15 protein-coding genes are annotated in these 16,529 nt (G+C 65.1%); 10 read left to right on the forward strand and 5 right to left on the reverse strand.

Annotated features, from left to right (window positions below):
- Position 1: 1 nt before the first annotated feature.
- The 9 genes from PXJ20_RS23345 (at position 2) to PXJ20_RS23385 (ending at position 9,220) form a co-directional block, all read left to right on the forward strand.
- Complete coding sequence (locus tag PXJ20_RS23345; RefSeq protein WP_421031695.1) at positions 2-805, forward strand: oxidoreductase; 804 nt, start codon at positions 2-4, stop codon at positions 803-805.
- A complete protein-coding gene (locus PXJ20_RS23350; protein WP_421031696.1) occupies positions 795-2,084 on the forward strand; it encodes a Ni/Fe hydrogenase subunit alpha in 1,290 nt (429 codons plus the stop codon). Before PXJ20_RS23345 ends, PXJ20_RS23350 begins: the two co-directional genes overlap by 11 nt.
- Positions 2,081-2,605: a hydrogenase maturation protease gene (locus PXJ20_RS23355; RefSeq protein ID WP_421031697.1), complete on the forward strand. Its 525-nt coding sequence runs from the start codon at positions 2,081-2,083 to the stop codon at positions 2,603-2,605. Before PXJ20_RS23350 ends, PXJ20_RS23355 begins: the two co-directional genes overlap by 4 nt.
- Positions 2,598-2,885 (forward strand): hydrogenase maturation nickel metallochaperone HypA, encoded by a 288-nt coding sequence (locus PXJ20_RS23360; protein ID WP_042300827.1) that lies wholly within the window; start codon positions 2,598-2,600, stop codon positions 2,883-2,885. Before PXJ20_RS23355 ends, PXJ20_RS23360 begins: the two co-directional genes overlap by 8 nt.
- A complete protein-coding gene (hypF, locus tag PXJ20_RS23365; RefSeq protein WP_421031698.1) occupies positions 2,882-5,275 on the forward strand; it encodes a carbamoyltransferase HypF in 2,394 nt (797 codons plus the stop codon). Before PXJ20_RS23360 ends, hypF begins: the two co-directional genes overlap by 4 nt.
- Entirely contained in the window at positions 5,275-5,526 is a 252-nt protein-coding gene (locus tag PXJ20_RS23370) for a HypC/HybG/HupF family hydrogenase formation chaperone (RefSeq protein WP_421031699.1), read from the forward strand. The genes hypF and PXJ20_RS23370 overlap by 1 nt, the downstream gene beginning before the upstream one ends.
- Positions 5,523-6,662 carry a hydrogenase formation protein HypD gene (gene hypD / locus PXJ20_RS23375; RefSeq protein WP_421031700.1) on the forward strand — a complete coding sequence of 380 codons (1,140 nt, stop codon included), beginning with the start codon at positions 5,523-5,525 and terminating at the stop codon, positions 6,660-6,662. The genes PXJ20_RS23370 and hypD overlap by 4 nt, the downstream gene beginning before the upstream one ends.
- Positions 6,659-7,711 carry a hydrogenase expression/formation protein HypE gene (hypE, locus tag PXJ20_RS23380; RefSeq protein WP_421031701.1) on the forward strand — a complete coding sequence of 351 codons (1,053 nt, stop codon included), beginning with the start codon at positions 6,659-6,661 and terminating at the stop codon, positions 7,709-7,711. Before hypD ends, hypE begins: the two co-directional genes overlap by 4 nt.
- Before the next feature lie 342 nt (positions 7,712-8,053).
- Positions 8,054-9,220: a porin gene (locus tag PXJ20_RS23385; RefSeq protein ID WP_026121423.1), complete on the forward strand. Its 1,167-nt coding sequence runs from the start codon at positions 8,054-8,056 to the stop codon at positions 9,218-9,220.
- Positions 9,221-9,340: 120 nt separating this feature from the next.
- Here PXJ20_RS23385 and PXJ20_RS23390 read toward each other — a convergent pair whose 3' ends face one another.
- The 4 genes from PXJ20_RS23390 to PXJ20_RS23405 form a co-directional block, all read right to left on the reverse strand.
- Complete coding sequence (locus PXJ20_RS23390; RefSeq protein WP_421031702.1) at positions 9,341-9,928, reverse strand: hypothetical protein; 588 nt, start codon at positions 9,926-9,928, stop codon at positions 9,341-9,343.
- A gap of 52 nt (positions 9,929-9,980) precedes the next feature.
- Positions 9,981-10,526, reverse strand: coding sequence for a hypothetical protein (locus tag PXJ20_RS23395; protein WP_421031703.1), 546 nt, complete (start codon positions 10,524-10,526; stop codon positions 9,981-9,983).
- Between the two features lie 206 nt (positions 10,527-10,732).
- Entirely contained in the window at positions 10,733-11,419 is a 687-nt protein-coding gene (gene gph / locus PXJ20_RS23400; protein WP_277598852.1) for a phosphoglycolate phosphatase, read from the reverse strand.
- Positions 11,416-12,243, reverse strand: a complete 828-nt coding sequence (locus PXJ20_RS23405) for an HAD family hydrolase (RefSeq protein WP_421031704.1) — start codon at positions 12,241-12,243, stop codon at positions 11,416-11,418. Before PXJ20_RS23405 ends, gph begins: the two co-directional genes overlap by 4 nt.
- Positions 12,244-12,684: 441 nt before the next feature.
- Between PXJ20_RS23405 and PXJ20_RS23410 the strand changes: the two genes are divergently transcribed.
- A complete protein-coding gene (locus tag PXJ20_RS23410) occupies positions 12,685-13,782 on the forward strand; it encodes a beta-propeller fold lactonase family protein (RefSeq protein ID WP_277598850.1) in 1,098 nt (365 codons plus the stop codon).
- An 87-nt stretch (positions 13,783-13,869) separates the two neighbouring features.
- Here the strand turns inward: PXJ20_RS23410 and PXJ20_RS23415 are convergent, their stop codons facing one another.
- On the reverse strand, positions 13,870-16,305 hold the full coding sequence (locus tag PXJ20_RS23415; RefSeq protein WP_421031705.1) for a TonB-dependent receptor: 2,436 nt from the start codon (positions 16,303-16,305) through the stop codon (positions 13,870-13,872).
- Positions 16,306-16,529 lie beyond the last annotated feature (224 nt).

Raw genomic sequence — 16,529 nt, forward strand, 5'->3', positions numbered from 1 at the left:
GATGAACGCCGACGCCAACCCGCCGCGCAGCGCAACGAACAAACGTCCTCGCCTCGCGGTGTGGAAGTTCGCCTCGTGCGATGGTTGCCAGCTGTCGCTGCTCGATTGCGAGGACGAACTGCTGGCGCTTGCCGACGCCGTGGAAATAGCGAACTTCAGCGAAGCCTCCAGCGCCGTTGTGCGTGGACCCTACGATCTCTCGCTCGTGGAAGGGTCCATCACCACCGAACATGACGCGAAGCGCATTCAGGACGTGCGCAAACAGTCGAAATACCTGGTCACGATTGGCGCGTGTGCGACGGCGGGCGGCATTCAGGCCCTGCGCAACTTCGCGGACATCGATGCCTTCATTGCCGCTGTCTACGCGCGGCCCAGCTACATCAGCACGCTTGCCACTTCCACGCCCATCTCGGCGCACGTGCGCGTGGATTACGAACTGCACGGCTGCCCCATCAACAAGGTGCAGTTGCTCGAAGTGATCAGCGCGTATCTGGCGGGACGCAAGCCCGCCATCGCGGCGCACAGCGTGTGCATCGAATGCAAGCAGCGCGGCAACGTCTGCGTGATGGTGCAGGGCACGCCGTGTCTCGGGCCCGTTACACATGCGGGGTGCGGCGCGATCTGTCCTTCGTATCGGCGCGGCTGTTACGGCTGCTACGGTCCGATGGAAACGCCCAACATGCCGGCGCTTTCGCGCGAGTGGCGGGCGCTGGGCGCAAGGCCGCGCGATATCCAGCGTGCGCTGCGCACGTTCAATGCCGCAGCCGAACCGTTCCGCGAGGAGAGCGAGCGTCATGGCGACTAAGACGATCCGCGTGGATTACCTGGCTCGCGTGGAAGGGGAGGGCGCGCTCGATTTGCGCATCCGCAACGGCAAGGTGAGCGAGGCGCGGCTCAACATATTCGAGCCGCCGCGCTTCTTCGAGGCGATGCTGCGCGGGCGCGGCTATGCCGAGACGCCGGACATCGTGGCGCGCATTTGCGGCATCTGTCCCGTGGCGTATCAAATGAGCGCGGTCCACGCCATCGAGAACGCATTCGGCGTTCGTGTAGAAGGGCAACTGCGTGCGTTGCGCCGGCTGCTCTACTGCGGCGAATGGATCGAAAGTCACGCGTTGCACGTGGTCATGCTGCACGCACCGGACTTCCTCGGCTTTCCCGATGCCATCGCGATGGCGCGCGAGCACGGCGACGTGGTGCGCAAAGGCCTCGCGTTGAAGAAGGCCGGCAACGAGTTGATGCGCGTGCTGGGCGGCCGCGAGATTCATCCGGTCAACGTCAAGGTGGGCGGCTTTCATCGCGTGCCTCGCAAGGCCGAACTGGCGCCCGTGGCCGAAAGCCTGAAACGCGCGCGCGACAGTGCAGTCGATCTTGCCCGCTGGGTCGCGACGTTTGCCTTTCCGGACTACGAGTGCGACTACGAATTCGTCGCACTGCGTCACCGCGACGAATACCCCTTCAACGAAGGGCGAATCGTATCGAGCAAGGGTATCGACATCGGCATCGATGCATTCGAGAGCGCGTTCGAAGAGCGCCACGTTTCGCACTCCACCGCGCTGCACGCATTCGTGAAGGAGCGCGGCGCCTATCTGGTGGGGCCGCTCGCCCGTTACGCACTGAATTTCGACCGCCTGCCGCCCGCGGTACGCGAGCTTGCCGCCCAGGCCGGGCTTGAATCGGTATGCCGCAATCCGTTCAAAAGCATCGTGGTGCGAGCCGTCGAACTGGTCTACGCGTGCGAAGAAGCGTTGCGCCTGATCTCAGCGTACGAACCGCCGCCGCTTTCCGCCGTGCCCGCCGAGCCGCGCGCAGGCACGGGCTTCGGCTGCACCGAGGCGCCGCGCGGCATCTGCTGGCACCGCTACACGTTCGACGCCGAGGGCACCGTCCTGGATGCCCGCATCGTGCCGCCCACGTCGCAGAACCAGCCGAGCATCGAAGCGGATCTCGCGGCCGTGGCGCAGTCCGTGATCGACGCCTCGGACGACGTGATACGCGACCACTGCGAACGCAGCATCCGCAACTACGACCCCTGTATTTCGTGCTCGGCGCACTTTCTCAAGTTATCGGTGGAGCGGTCATGACGAACGCGGCAGAAATACATGCGCCCGCGCGCACCGTGCGTGTGATCGGTATCGGCAACGCCGATCGCGGCGACGACGGTGTTGGCGCACTCGTCGCCGCGGCACTGGCGGGGCGTTTGCCCGCCGACGTCTCGCTGCTCACGCGCGGCGGCGACATGATGAATCTGGGCGACGACATGGGCGGCATCGACGCGTTGATCTGCATCGACGCTGCCGCGCCAATGGGCGAGCCCGGTCGCATCCGGCGGCTCGATCTGGCCGCGCAGGCGCTGCCGCGCGAAATGCCGTTCGCGTCGAGCCATGCGTTCGGATTGGCGGACGCCATCGCACTGGCCGAAGCGCTGGGCGTCGCGCCGAAAGACATCGTGGTGTTCGCCATTGAAGGCGCGTGTTTCGACGTGGGTGCGCCCGTTACGCCCGCGGTGGCGGCGGCCGTTCCCGAAGCGGCGAGCCAGGTGATAGCCGAGGTGGAGCGATTGCGTAGCGCGAATCGCCCGCCCAGGGAGGCATTCGATGCATGAGACGGGAATCGTGCGCGACCTCGTGCGCCGCGTGGTGGCCGCCGCACTCGAAGCAGACGCCGAGAGCGTGAGCGAAGTACACGTATGGCTCGGTGCGCTGAGCCAGTTTTCGCCCGAGCATTTTCGCGAGCATTTCGACGAAGAGGTGCGCGGCACGCTGGCCGAACAGGCGACGCTGAACATCGTGACCTCGCACGATGCCGCGGACCCGAACGCATTGCACGTGGTGCTGCAAAGCGTGGCGCTGAACGTGCCCGACGAGCGGAGCGAGGCTCCGTGAACGGCCCGCTGCGCGCGTTCGCTTGCGCAAACGAAGCCAACGCAGCGATGCGCTTGCGCATCACCGCGACAGGCGCCGTGCAGGGCGTGGGCTTTCGTCCGTTCGTGCATCGGCTCGCGGTGAGCGAAGGCCTGCGCGGATTCGTGCGCAATACGGGCGACGGCGCAGTGATCGAAGTGGAGGGCGATGCGCTCGCGCTGGAACGGTTCCTTGCGCGGTTTGATACGGAATTGCAGCCCCCGGCACAGGTGCGCGAACGCCGGATCGAACGCATCGCGCCTTGCGGCGCCGAGGCATTCTCGATTGCTGCCAGCACGCACGAACGCACGCAGTTCGCCGCCGTGCTGCCCGATCTCGCGACGTGTGCCGCATGTCTCGAGGAGATAAGCGACCCCGCCAACCGCCGCTACCGCTATCCGTTCACGACGTGCGTGCATTGTGGCCCGCGTTTCAGCCTGATCGAGCGCGCGCCGTACGATCGCGAACGCACCGCCATGCGGCGCTTCACGATGTGCGCCGCGTGTCAGGCCGAATACGACGACCCTCTATCGCGGCGCTTTCATGCGCAGACCAATGCGTGTGCGCAGTGCGGCCCTCGGCTCTCGTTGCTCGATGCAAGCGGGCAGCCAACCTGCACGAATGACGACGCGCTGACTCGCGCCGCCGAGGCGCTGCGCGCAGGCGCCATCGTGGCGATGAAGGGTCTGGGCGGTTTCCAGTTGCTCGTGGATGCGCGCAACGACACAGCAGTGCGCTTGCTGCGCGAACGCAAGGGGCGGCCGTCGAAGCCGTTCGCCATCATGGTGCCGGGCTTCGACGCAGCGGCGGCGCTCGCGTATATCGGCGCAGCGGAAGCGGCGTTGCTGCGCTCGGCGGCCGCGCCCATCGTGCTGCTGCGGGCTCTCGAAGAAAGGGCGGGCCTCGCGCCTTCCGTAGCGCCTTCGCTTCCCTGGCTCGGCATCATGTTGCCGTACACGCCGCTGCATCACTTGCTGATGCAGCAACTCGGTTTTCCCATCGTTGCCACGAGCGGCAACCTGAGCGGCGAGCCGATTCTCTGTGACGAGCGCGAGGCTGTGCAGCAGCTTCGCAGCGTGGCCGACCTGTTTCTGGTGCACGACCGTCCCATCGTGCATCGCGTGGATGATTCGGTGGTGCGTGTCATTGCGGCCGAACCCGTCGTTCTTCGGCACGCGCGGGGTTATGCACCGCTCGTGCTCGCGATGCCTGCCGTGAATCAACGCGGCGTATCCCCCGTGCTCGCGCTGGGCGGTCATGGCAAGAGCGCAATGGCAGCGGCAGCAGAATGCCAGATCGTGCTGGGTCCGCATATCGGCGACCTTGACGGCAGCGCGGCGCGCGCAGCGTTCGCGCGTGGAGTGGACGACATGCTGCAGCTGTTCCCGATGCAGTCACCGGCCATTGCGTGCGACGCACATCCCGATTACTACAGCACGCAGTTCGCTGCGAAGCTTGCGGGCGAGGTGCGGCGCGTGCCGCATCACGTTGCGCACGTGCTCGCCGCTATAGCAGACCGCGGCCTGGCGGCGGAACCCGTGCTCGGCATCGCCTGGGACGGCAGCGGTGACGGCGGCGACGGTACCGTGTGGGGCGGAGAGTTCATTGCGGTAGAGCGTAACCGCAACGGTTACGTTTATCGTCGCGTGGCGCATTTGCTGCCGTTCCGCTTGCCAGGCGGCGAAGCCGCGATGCGCGAGCCGGATCGTGCCGCACTTGGCGCGTTGCACGCCGTGTTCGGAGAGGCGATGTGGTCGAAGCGCTCGTTGCCACCGGTTGCAGACGCGACGCCCGAGGCTCGGCGCGTGTTCAGTGTCATGCTCGCGCGCGGCGTGCAGGCGCCGCTTACGTCGAGTGCCGGCAGGCTGTTCGATGCGGTGTCGTCCATGCTTGGCCTAGGCCGGCGCAGCAGCTTCGAAGGCGAAGCCGCGCTTGCGCTGGAAGCGGCGGCGAGCCGGTCGTCGCACGCCTTCGTGCTTGCGCCCGCGGTGCTGCGAACCACCGCGAATGGCGGCACGCTCGTGGCTGACTGGGCGCCAACATTGACCTCGCTCGTCGAAGCGCGTGAAGCGAACATCGATGCCGCTACGCTCGCCGCAGCCTTCCACGATGCCCTTGCGCAACTCATTGCGGATGTCGTGGCACGGGCGGCCGTCTCGCTCGTTGGTACACGCCATGTTTTGCTTACCGGTGGCTGTTTTCAGAACGAACGCCTTGCCTCGCACGCGCTGGCACGTTTGCGAAATGCCGGCTTCGAAGGGTCCACGCATGGCCGCGTGCCGCCGAATGATGGCGGGCTCGCGGTAGGCCAGGCATTGTTCGTGGCGGCGGCACTGAATGCGCTCGATGCAAAGCACGAGGAGAAACGCTGATGTGTCTCGCCGTTCCAGGCCAGATTCTCACCGCCGATGGCGACGACCCGCTGACGCGCCAGGGCCGCGTCGATTTCGGCGGCATCGTGAAAGTGGTGAACTTGGCCTACGTGCCCGAGGCGATGCCTGGCCACTATGTGCTCGTGCACGCGGGTTTCGCGATTGCAGTGATCGACGAGGCCGAGGCGCTGAAGACGCTGGCCTCGCTCGAATCGCTTGCCGACCTCGATGCAGGGGAGCGCGAGGCATGAAGCACGTCGACGAATGGCGCGATCCCTCGGCGGCGCATCACTATGCGGATGCCATTGCGAAGCTCGCCACGCGCCACTGGACCATCATGGAAATCTGCGGCGGGCAGACGCATTCCATCGTGCGGCACAGTATCGATCGCATGCTGCCGCCAGGCATCACGCTGCTGCACGGCCCAGGTTGTCCCGTGTGCGTCACGCCTGCGGGCATGATCGACACTGCCGTCGAATTAGCCAGCCGGCCCGAAGTGATCTTCTGCTCGTTCGGCGACATGCTGCGCGTACCGGGTGAAAGCGGCAGCCTGCTGACAGCGAGGGCGCATGGCGCGGACGTGCGCATCGTCTATTCGCCGCTCGACGCCGTGGCGCTGGCGCGTAGTCATCCTGAACGTGTGGTGGTGTTCTTTGCTATCGGCTTCGAGACCACCGCGCCAGCCACGGCGATGGCCGTGCTTCAGGCCGAACGCGAGCAACTGGCGAACTTCTGTCTGCTCGTCTCGCACGTGCTTGTGCCGCCCGCCATCGAAGCAATACTCACGGAGCCGGACAACGGCGTGAACGGTTTTCTCGCAGCCGGCCACGTGTGCACGGTGATGGGTTACGCCGATTACGAGCCGCTCGCGCAGCGGCATCACATTCCCATCGTGGTGACGGGCTTCGAGCCTGTCGATCTGCTGCAAGGGCTCTACCTCTGCATCCGGCAACTCGAAGCAGGCGAGGCGAAGGTGGAGAACGCCTACAGCCGCGCGGTGCGACGCGAGGGCAACACGGCGGCGCGCGCCGCCGTGGCGCAGGTCTTCAGCGTGCAGGCGCAGCGCTGGCGCGGCCTGGGCGAGATTCCCGCAAGCGGCCTTGGGCTTGCGCCGCGCTATCGGCGCTACGACGCACTGACGCGCTTTGCGGACCTCGCCGTGCCCGACGAACACGCAGGCGAATGCATCGCAGGCGATTTGCTGCGCGGCCGGCGCAAGCCCTGCGATTGCCCCGCATTCGGCACCCGCTGCACGCCGGAGCATCCACTGGGGGCGACGATGGTGTCGTCCGAGGGTGTATGTGCCGCGTACTACCGCTATCGGCGCGGGGGCGATAGCCTGCCTGCGACCGGACATGAAATGCACAAGGTGACCGACACCCTATGAGCGAATCGTCCTTTCTTTCGGCGTCCTGCCCGATGCCTGCAAGCAGCAAAGACGTCGTGGAACTCGCGCACGGCGGCGGAGGGCGTCTTACCCGTGAACTGATCGAGAGGCTCTTTCGTCCCGCATTCGCGACGTGCGACGAAGACTTCACGCACGACGGCGCGACATTCGACGCCGGCGGCGCACGGCTTGCCTTCACCACGGATTCCTACGTCGTGCGCCCGCTGTTCTTTCCGGGCGGAGACATCGGATCGCTCGCCGTCAACGGCACCGTGAACGACCTCGCAATGTGCGGCGCCGAGCCGCGTTATTTGAGCGTGGGGCTCGTGATCGAAGAAGGATTCGCGCTCGCTACGCTGCAACGGGTGGTCGAATCGATGCGCGCGGCGGCGCTTGCCGCGAACGTGCGCATCGTGACCGGCGACACGAAAGTGGTGGAGCGCGGCAAGGGCGACGGGCTGTACGTCAACACATCGGGCGTCGGCCTGATTCGCGCGCCTGCTCCTGTGGTGCCGCAACGCGTTCGCGCAGGCGATGCCGTGATTCTGAGCGGCGATATTGGCCGCCACGGCATTGCGATTCTCGCGGTGCGCGAGGGGTTGGGCTTCGAAACGGAACTCGCGAGCGATTGCGCGCCGCTTGCGGCCACCGTGCTCGCACTCATCGACGCGGGTGTCGAACTGCACTGCCTGCGCGACCTCACGCGCGGCGGTCTCGCAACGGGGCTCATCGAAATTGCGGAGGCCGCGAACGTTGCGATCGATCTCGCCGAAGCCGCCATTCCCGTGCTGGACCCCGTGCGCGGCGCATGCGAACTGCTCGGGCTCGATCCGCTCTACGTAGCCAACGAGGGGCGCTTCGTTGCGTTCGTACCTGCCGATGAAGCGAGCCGCACGGTGGACGTGCTGCGTCGCTTCGATCCGCGCGCGACAGTGATAGGACGCGTGGAGGCCGTGCACAACAACCGGCCTGCCGTGCGACTCAACGCCCTGGGCGGCGCACGCGAACTCGACATGCTGAGCGGCGAGCAGTTGCCGCGCATCTGCTGAATTCACGCGATCAGTAGCAGCAAGCATGCGGCAAGCAGCAAGCAAGCCGCGAGGAAGCGAAACGTCATCTACGTTTCGTTTCGTAAAGTGCCCACGTACCCGCTCTTCCTTTCAAGCCCGTCACTGCAATAGCCGTTCGCGAAGCTGGTGCGAACCTTGCGTTCGATACCGTGTGTTCGTCGGCTCGCGGCCACACGTTCCGTGTTGTCACAGCCTCTGCTTCACCACTGCGTCGCACGCGGTTTCGAACTGGTGCAATGGCATGCCCTTGTTTGCGGCATGGCCGGCGCTATCCATGAAAGTCCGCCAGAATTTGCCAAGATCAAAACGGAGCTTGAAAGCATGAAGAAAACCTTGCTGACGTTGACACTCACCGGCGCCTTTGCCGCTTGCGCGCACGCGCAGAGCAGTGTGACCCTGTATGGTCTCATCGACACCGGGCTCACCTACACGAACAACCAGGGCGGCCACAGCGCCTGGCAAATGGCGACGAGTTCCACGCAGAACACCGTGTTCGGCCTGAAAGGCTCGGAAGACCTGGGCGGCGGCCTGCATGCCAACTTCAAGCTGGAGCAAGGCTTCAACCTGAACAACGGCACCCAGGCGTTCCCCGGCGACGGCTTCGGTTCGCAGGCGTGGGTGGGGCTGCAAAGCGATCCGTATGGTTCGCTCACGTTCGGCCGCCAGTTCGACGTGGTCAACGACCTGCTCGGGCCGCTCTCCGCGGAGGCCAACACCTGGGGCGGCAACATGGCTGCGCATCCGTTCGAGAACGACAATCTCGCGGCCAATTCCGTCGTGATCAACAACGCGGTGAAGTACACGAGCCCCACGTTCTACGGCGCGACCTTCGAAGGCATGTACGCGTTCAGCAACAAGGCGGGCGCATTCGCAGACAACCGCGCCTATGGCTTCGCGCTCTCATGGGCACAAGGCCCCGTGAATCTCGCCGCGGGCTATCTGCAATTCAACAACGCGGGCGGCGGCGTGACGGGCACCACGCCGAACGGCGCGATTTCGCAGGGCGACGGCAGCGCGAACTTCGTGGCGCAGCGTCAGCGCATCTGGGGTGCGGGCGGCAACTACACGTTCGGGCCGGCAACGGTGGGGCTCGTCTGGAGCCACACGCAGATCGACAACATGGCGGGCGTGTTCTCGTTCGGCACGGGCGGCTATCTGCCGCTCGCGGGAACGCTGCGGCTCGACAACTACGAGGTGAACGCCAAGTACGCGATCACGCCGGCGTGGAGCGTTTCGGGGGCCTACACGTACACGGATGGCGCTTACGGCAGCGGCACGACGGTCGCGTATCCCGCGTGGCATTCGGTCATGCTGCAAACCGACTACTCGCTCAGCAAGCGCACCGACGTCTATCTGGAAAGTGTCTATCAACACGTGCGCGGTGCGCCGGCCGGCACCGTGCTGAGCGAAGCGATGATCAATACGCTGTCGCCTTCGTCCACCGGCACGCAGGTGGCGGTAACGGTGGGGTTGCGGCACGCGTTCTAAAGGCGCGGTTTGCAGCCGGACTGCAAGAGAAAGGCTGCAAACGAAGCGACGGGCCTGCACGGTCACTCATGATCGCCTCATGAAGCCGTGCGGGCCGCCGTATATCTTTTTGCCGCAGCGTTACTTATGCAATTCCGGCGCGCCTGCAAGCGAGTCCTGCAGCTTCGTGACGGCGTCCGCGGTAGCCAGTTGGGCTGCCAGGCCGAAGTTGCGGCGGAATTCGCTGAATTCCGCGTGACCCGTGCCCGTGACCTTCTCTGTCACAACCTGTTGGCCCGCCGGGTCCGTCACCGTGCACGTGAGCGTGACGGAAAAGTCGGTCGGCGGCCATGTCACGAGGCTCGGCGACGAAGACGTCGTCACGATAGTCGGCACGACCACGTAATCCAGATGCTTGGCGCGAATGGTTTCGGCGTCCGGTGCAGCTTTCAGTTTGGTCACGTTCTTGAACACGTGGCCCAACCCGACATACAGCGGCAACTCGAGATCGCGGTACGGGTGATAGCTGACCTTGTCGCCGCCACCGCCCGGCGTAATGACTTCGCGGCCGGCCTCATCGTCGGTGATGACGAGCGCGACGGTTTTGTCGAGTGGCGCCGTCTGGAGTGCAGGCAGCCTGGTGGGATCGCCCGTCAACGAAATTTCATGCGCGCAGCCGGACAGCACGGCGATCAGGCTGGCAACGGCCACGGTGCGAATCATCGTCATTGTTTTAATCCTCGTTCGTGTGGTTGGTGTATTCAAAACTCGAAGCGGTGTCTTATTCGATCGCCTTGCGGAAGGCCGGGTCGGCATATAGCGCACCGAGCAGCTTCTGCACGGCGATCGGATATTCCTCTCTCGCTTTTGGTACCGCGATCATGGCCGCGAATGCGGAATCCCATTGCGTCTGCGCGCTTACGACGTTGTCGTAGCGAATGTCGCCACTGCGCGTTACCACAAAGCGCGCGGCGAGCTTCGCGCCGCCTTGGGCAAGACCTGCGTCGATGTCGTTCGTGATCAAGGTGGCCTTGATTTCAACGTCGCTTTGCGGCGAGAGCTTGCCTGCCATCGTGAGTTCTCGTGTCATTGCGTCCGCCAGATAGTCGCCGAACGACTTTCCGACAGGCGAGCGCATTGAATCTGCGCGCAGCGGCACGGGGTAGTAATTGGCAGGACCGGGGTTCGAAGAAAATTCGCCAAGCCGCGCATGCGCAGTCGGCATACTCTTCAGGGACTCGATATTGTCGACAGAGGGGGAGTAAGGCGGGGCAACCATTGAACAGGCGCCGAGCAAGACGGCGGGCGCTGCAAGCAACAGGCGCATGCGGCGAATGGGCATGGAGAATCCCTCGTGCGGTGAGCGGTTATTGTTGATCGCCTTGAGGCCGAGGCCGGCCCTGGCTCTTGTGATTTACCGCCCGTATTACGGCCGCATTGTCCGAATCTTTAGCTTTCGTTCTGGACCACTTCGCATTGCGATGCGAAGTGCATAGGCATGCAAACATGCGGCGTCTGCGTGAGAAATGCCCCTTACTGCTCCGATACTGCCCTCGCCCGCGCCAGTAACGCGGGCAACATCTCGAACGAATCGATGAGTCCGTCGCAGGGCAGGGCCTGCGCGCCATTCGGTCCTGCGTAACCGTAGGTGACGATGAAGACGGGTATGCCCGCGGCCTGCGCGGCCGCTACGTCGACGGGCGAGTCGCCCACGAGCACCGTGTTCGCGGCGTCCGCGCCGAGCAGTTCCGCCGCATGCCATAGCGGCTCGGGCGCGGGCTTCATGTGGGGAATCGAGTCGCCCGCCACGAGGGCATCGAGGTGGCGGGAGAGGCCCGTCAGCGCAAGCAGCGGCGCCGCGAGCGACCGCGGCTTGTTGGTGACGCAGGCAAGCGCATACCCCTCGCGCTTCAGCGCGGCGAGCCCTTCCGTCACGCCGCTATAGACCGTGCCCAGACGCCCGTTCACCTGCGCGTAGTAGTGGTGAAACACGGGCTCGGCGCGCCCTGCGCTCAAACGCCGGTCGAGGTGCGCAGCTTCGAGCGAGCGCCGCACGAGTGCCGGCACGCCGCGGCCAATCAGACCGCGTACCGTCTCCAGCGTCAGCGGTTCGGCGCCGAACTCGGCCAGCATGAAATTGACGGCGGCGGCGATGTCCGCCGCCGTATCGACCATCGTGCCGTCCAGATCGACGAGCACTGCGCGCGTCGGGCCGCTCATCGGCGTACCGCCCGGTTGCCTGTGATTCCAGCGGGCGTGGCAAAGCTCGCGGGCCTGATCGCGGCGCCTGGGAACAGCGTGTTGCCGTGCCAGCGGCGCAGTGTGGCCAGATCGACAATCGTGCACGGCTCGTGCGTGGCATGCAGCGCGAGCGGCTGATCCGGGTCGCCCAGATGCGGCAGCACGCGCAAGGCGTCGTCGAAATCTTGATGGGCCGTGTAGGCCGTAGGCGTCACGATGGTGGGAATGCGCGCGGCGCGGGCGGCACGCAGGCCGTTCACCGAGTCTTCGAAGGCGATGCAGTCGTTGCCGCTCAAGGCGAGCCGTTGCAGCACGTCGAAGTAGACGTCGGGCGCGGGCTTCTTCACGGGCGTGGTGTGGCCGTCGCAGATGGCGGCGAAGCGGTGGCGCCAGTCGGTGCCGAACGGCGTGCTGAGCAACGCGTCCAGATTGCCGGGCGTCGTGGTGGTGGCGATGGCCACGGGCACGCCGGCGGCGTTGGCCTCATCGATGAGCCGCGCAATGCCGGGCCGCAGCGGCAGGCCGCCATCGCGCAGAAGCGCCGCGTAGTGGCGCGTCTTGATGGCATGCACGGCGTCGATCACTTCGCTCACACGCGAGCCCGCGGCCTCTTCAGGGTCGGTGACGCGCCAGTAGTGAAGCAGCCGTTCTTTGCCGCCTGCGACGGAAAGCAGCCGCGTATAGAGCGGCTCGTCCCAGTGCCAGTCCAGCCCGGCCTCGGCGAAGGCCGCGTTGAAGGCCTTGCGATGAGCGGCTTCGGTGTCGGCGAGTGTGCCGTCAACGTCGAAAATGAGCGCTTGCATGGGCTGGTCCTGTGAGGGTCCCGCTGGCAGGGGGGTGGGTAGTCCCGTCGGTAGTCCGGTCGGCAGTGCGCGGCGGCGGCTGCGAGCGTGGGTGCAAGCCGCGAGACATGGGCCGGCAGATGAGCCGGTTCATTGGCCGATTCATTGGCCGATTCATGAACCCGACAATAGCGAAGCAGCGCGGCGATGTGAATTCAGACATTCTTTCGTTGCCGATAAGCCGGGGCTTATTTCGGGAAGTTCTCCCGTTTAGCCTCCATTGCCAAACTGCGTGCCGATGGGCTAACTTGGACCATTGAGCTTCGCCGCGCGCGGTCGCGCCACACAACCGCGCGCAACGCTTCCGATACGGACAAGGAGAACAAGATGCTGGAGACACGCTGTTCCTTCCCTCCCTTGAAACCCGCTGCTGCAGAACGAGCCCATCCCGCAAGGCGCCGCGTGCGTCCGCTGACGCTGGCCGTTGCGTTCGCGCTTGCGGCCGGCACGGCGGTAGGGGCTGCGAGTGCTAACGCAGCCGGTGCAGCCGATGCGTCGGCGCCCACGGCCTACGTCACTTCCGAGAAGGCCGGCGTTGGCGTGATCGACCTGAATCAGATGACGCTCGCGAAGACCTTCCCGGTTGGCGCGGACGGTCCGCGCGGCCTGAGCCTCAACGCGGACGGCACGCGCCTGCTGGTGGCGAACAAGAACACGCGCGACCTTGCCGTGATCGATACGGCCACGGGCAACGTCGTGAAGCGCGTGAAGATCGGCAAAAACCCCGAGTATGTGCGCGTGCACAACGGCTACGCCTACGTGACCTACGAACCGGGCGAGGACGGTGGTCCGCCCAATGGAAAACCCGGCAAACCCGACAACCCCGGAAAAACCGGCAAACCGGCTGCGGAAGACGACGACGCGAACAAGCCGCCCGCCGAAATCGCCATCGTCGACATGAAGACGTGGCGCGTGATCCGCTCTGTCACGAGTGGCCACGAGACCGAAGGCATTGCGTTTTCGCCGGATAGCGACGCGATGCTCGTCACCAACGAAGGCGACGACACCGTGTCGGTCTACCACGCCCGCACGGGTCAACCCATTCGCACGGTGAAGCTCACGGCGGGCGGCCGGCCGCGCGGCATCACGGTGTCGCCGGACGGCAAGTATTACGTGGTCACGCTCGAATCGCTGAGCAAGTTCGTGGTGCTGGACGCGCACGACTTCAGCGTGGTGAAGACCGTGGACACGAAGCTCGGGCCATACGGCATCACGTTCGGCCCCGAAGGGCAGCGGCTTTTGGTGGCCGCCGCGCGTGACAAGACGCTGCAGGTGTTCGACGGCCACAGCTTCGAGCACGTTACGGACGTGCCCATCGGGCAGCGCTGCTGGCACTTCAGCTTCACGCCGGACGGCACGAAGCTGATGCTGGCCTGCGGGCGCTCGGACGCGGTCTACGTGCTCGACGCGAAGAGCTATCAGCCCATCAAGCAGATCGGCGACCTGCCGCTTGCCTGGGGCATCGTCACGTGGCCGCGCAGCGACGGCACGATCGACTGAAGACGCATCACGGCATCAAAGCTCACGCGTGCCTCACACGCGTGAGCTTGTCGCTCCACGCATGCAAGGCACGCATGCGCCTGCCGCCTACTTCCACGCGTATCGCAGTCCCACCCACATGCCGCGCGGCGCGCCGGGTCCCACGAACTGTTCGTTCACCGGGTTCGCACCGTCGAACGTGTGGCCGGGCCCGTTGAAGAAGTTTTCGCCCAGCACGCCGTAGCTCGCGTAGCGCTTGTCGAGCAGGTTCGTCACCGTGGCGAACAGTTGCAACTGCTTCGTGGCCTGCCAGGTCGTATCGAGGTCGATCAGGAAGTAGCCCGCAATCTTGCCGTTCACGTCCTGGTTGTTTTCGTCGCCCTGCGCGTAGATGCTGCCGCGCCACGTCAGGTTCGTGCCGATGTTCCACTTCGGCAGCGGCTTGTAATCGAGCCGCAGTTTCACGGTATTTTGCGGAATGCCCGGAATATGGTCGCCGGACTTCACGGTGATGTTGCCCGACGCATCCGCGCTCGAATTGCTCGCGCTGTTTTCAGTCCACGTCGAGCGATAAGTGGCGTTCACGTAGCTGTAGCTCGCGGTCACGGCGAACGGGCCGAACTCGCTGCGCCCCGCGAGTTCCAGGCCTTGGCGCCGCGTTCTGCCGACGTTCTGGAAGAAGCCCTGGTTGCTCGATGCGCCGTTGCTGCTCACGAACTGGATGTCGTTGTCGAGCGTGGTGCTGTAGACGGCCGCACTCCACGTGGTGCTCGCGCCGATGCGTCCGCGCGCGCCCACCTCGAACGTCTTCGAGATCACAGGCTCCAGCGCCGGGTCCGCCACGAATTCGTTCGGCAGCGAGCAGGGCGCGGCAGGGTCCGCGCAGGCGAGTTCGATGGCCGTAGGCGAGCGCATGCCTTCGTTGTACGTGGCGTAGGCCGTGAAGTTGCGCGTGGGATTCCAGTTGATGCCCACGGCCGGGTTGAAGCGTGAAAACGTGTGGTGGCCGTCGAGCTGCGGCTGGATGCCGCTTTCGTCGCCGATGGTGGCCGACGCCCAGTTGTAGCGACCCGCCAACGTCAGCGCCCATTGCTTCGTGAGCGAGAGCGTGTCGCTGAAGTAGACGCCGTAGTTGGCCGAATGCGTTCGCGCGTCGGTCTGCAGCGCGAAGTCGCCAATGCCCACTGTCGCACGCGTCGACGTAAACGCGGCGTCCTGAGACGAAGACGTGTAATGCGAGTTCGAGAGATCGGCCGACACACCCGAAACGAACTGGTTGTCCATGCCCGCGAGCTTGCCGAGCAGCGTGAGTTGCAGACTGCCGCCGTAGCTGCCCGTGGAGACGATGGATTGGACGTTTGTGGCCTCCAGCGTGTTGACAGTGCCGTCCGCGTTCAGCGACCCGAAGTCGGGGTTGTTGTTGCTGCTGAGGTTGCTGTTGCGGAACTGGCGGAAGTAGGCGTTGCCGCTCAGCTCCACGTTGTCGTTGAAGAAGTGATCGCCCGAAAGCGTGGCGTAGCCCACGCTGTTCTTGTTTTCGTCCGGGAACGTGTACGGTTGCGCGGGGTTGCTCAGGAACGAGCGCGGAATCGTCTGGCTGCCGTGCAGGTCGTTGTCCGCGCCGCCAGCGGAAAACGAGAGCGTGGTGTCCGCGTCCGTGTAGCGCAGCTTGCCGAAGGCCTGGCGCACGCGGCTGGCATTTTGCGCGGCCCAGCCGTTGTCGTTTGCGGCGCCGGCGGTCACGTAGTAGTCCAGATTTTGGCCGATGGTGCCGCCCTGTTCGATCTGCGCGGTCTTGCGGCCCCACGAGCCTACCTGCACTTCGGCTTCGCCGCCGGGGCTCGTCTTGCCGTTCTTGGTGGTGATGGCAATGGCGCCGCCCAGCGTATTGAGCCCGTAGGTGGGATTGGAGCCGGGAATGAGCTGGATGGTATCGATGGCCTGCGACGGAATCAGGTCCCAGTTCACGATGTCGCCGAAGGGCTCGTTCACGCGCACGCCGTCCACGAATACCGAGAGCCCTTGCGGCGTGCCCAGCAGCGGCGACGCCGTGAAGCCGCGGTAATTCACGTTCATTTGCCAGGGGTCGCCCTGGGCGTCGGAGATATCGACGCTCGGCAGGTTCTTCGCGAAATAGTCGATCAGCGTGTTGCGATGCTGTGCGTCGATGTCTTTGGCGTGCACCGTTTGCACGTTGGCGGGCACCTGGGCAAGCGGGGTGCCGATGCCGAGCAACGGCGTGGTGCCCACGACGACGACGGGTGCGAGCGTGGTTTCGGGGAGCGGTGTGTTTGCCGCGCTGTTGCCAGCGTCGTCGCCAGCGCTATTGCCCGCGTTGTTGCCCGATGCGTTTGGCGCCTCAGCTGCGGCAGCGGGCCGAGAAGCAGCGGGCTGAGAAGCAGTCGTTGCAGCCGCGGGCGTGGCCTGCGCCCACGCCGCCCCCGGAAGACCCGTCAGCGCACCCGTGATGCACGCACCAAACACACCAAGGCCGGCGCGCCGCATGCGCAGACGCCTGCGGCGCAAATGGATGGGAATGCTCATTGTCTCTGCTCCACCTGTTCGATGTCTTTTGTTGTTCGCCACAGATCATTGCCACGCGCGATGTCTGCGTGCTGAAAGCTTCGCACAAGGCATGGCATGCAGAACCGGGAGCTTTTCCTGATCTTGCCCGGAACCCTTCCCGAAGCCATAAAAGGCCGCTAAAAGACGTCGAAAGCGCCTGTAAAACAGTGCTCGCGCGCGCATGGGCTGAGTACAATCGAGCG

It is taken from the genome of Paraburkholderia sp. A1RI_3L (assembly GCF_048957895.1).
Taxonomy (GTDB): domain Bacteria; phylum Pseudomonadota; class Gammaproteobacteria; order Burkholderiales; family Burkholderiaceae; genus Paraburkholderia; species Paraburkholderia kururiensis.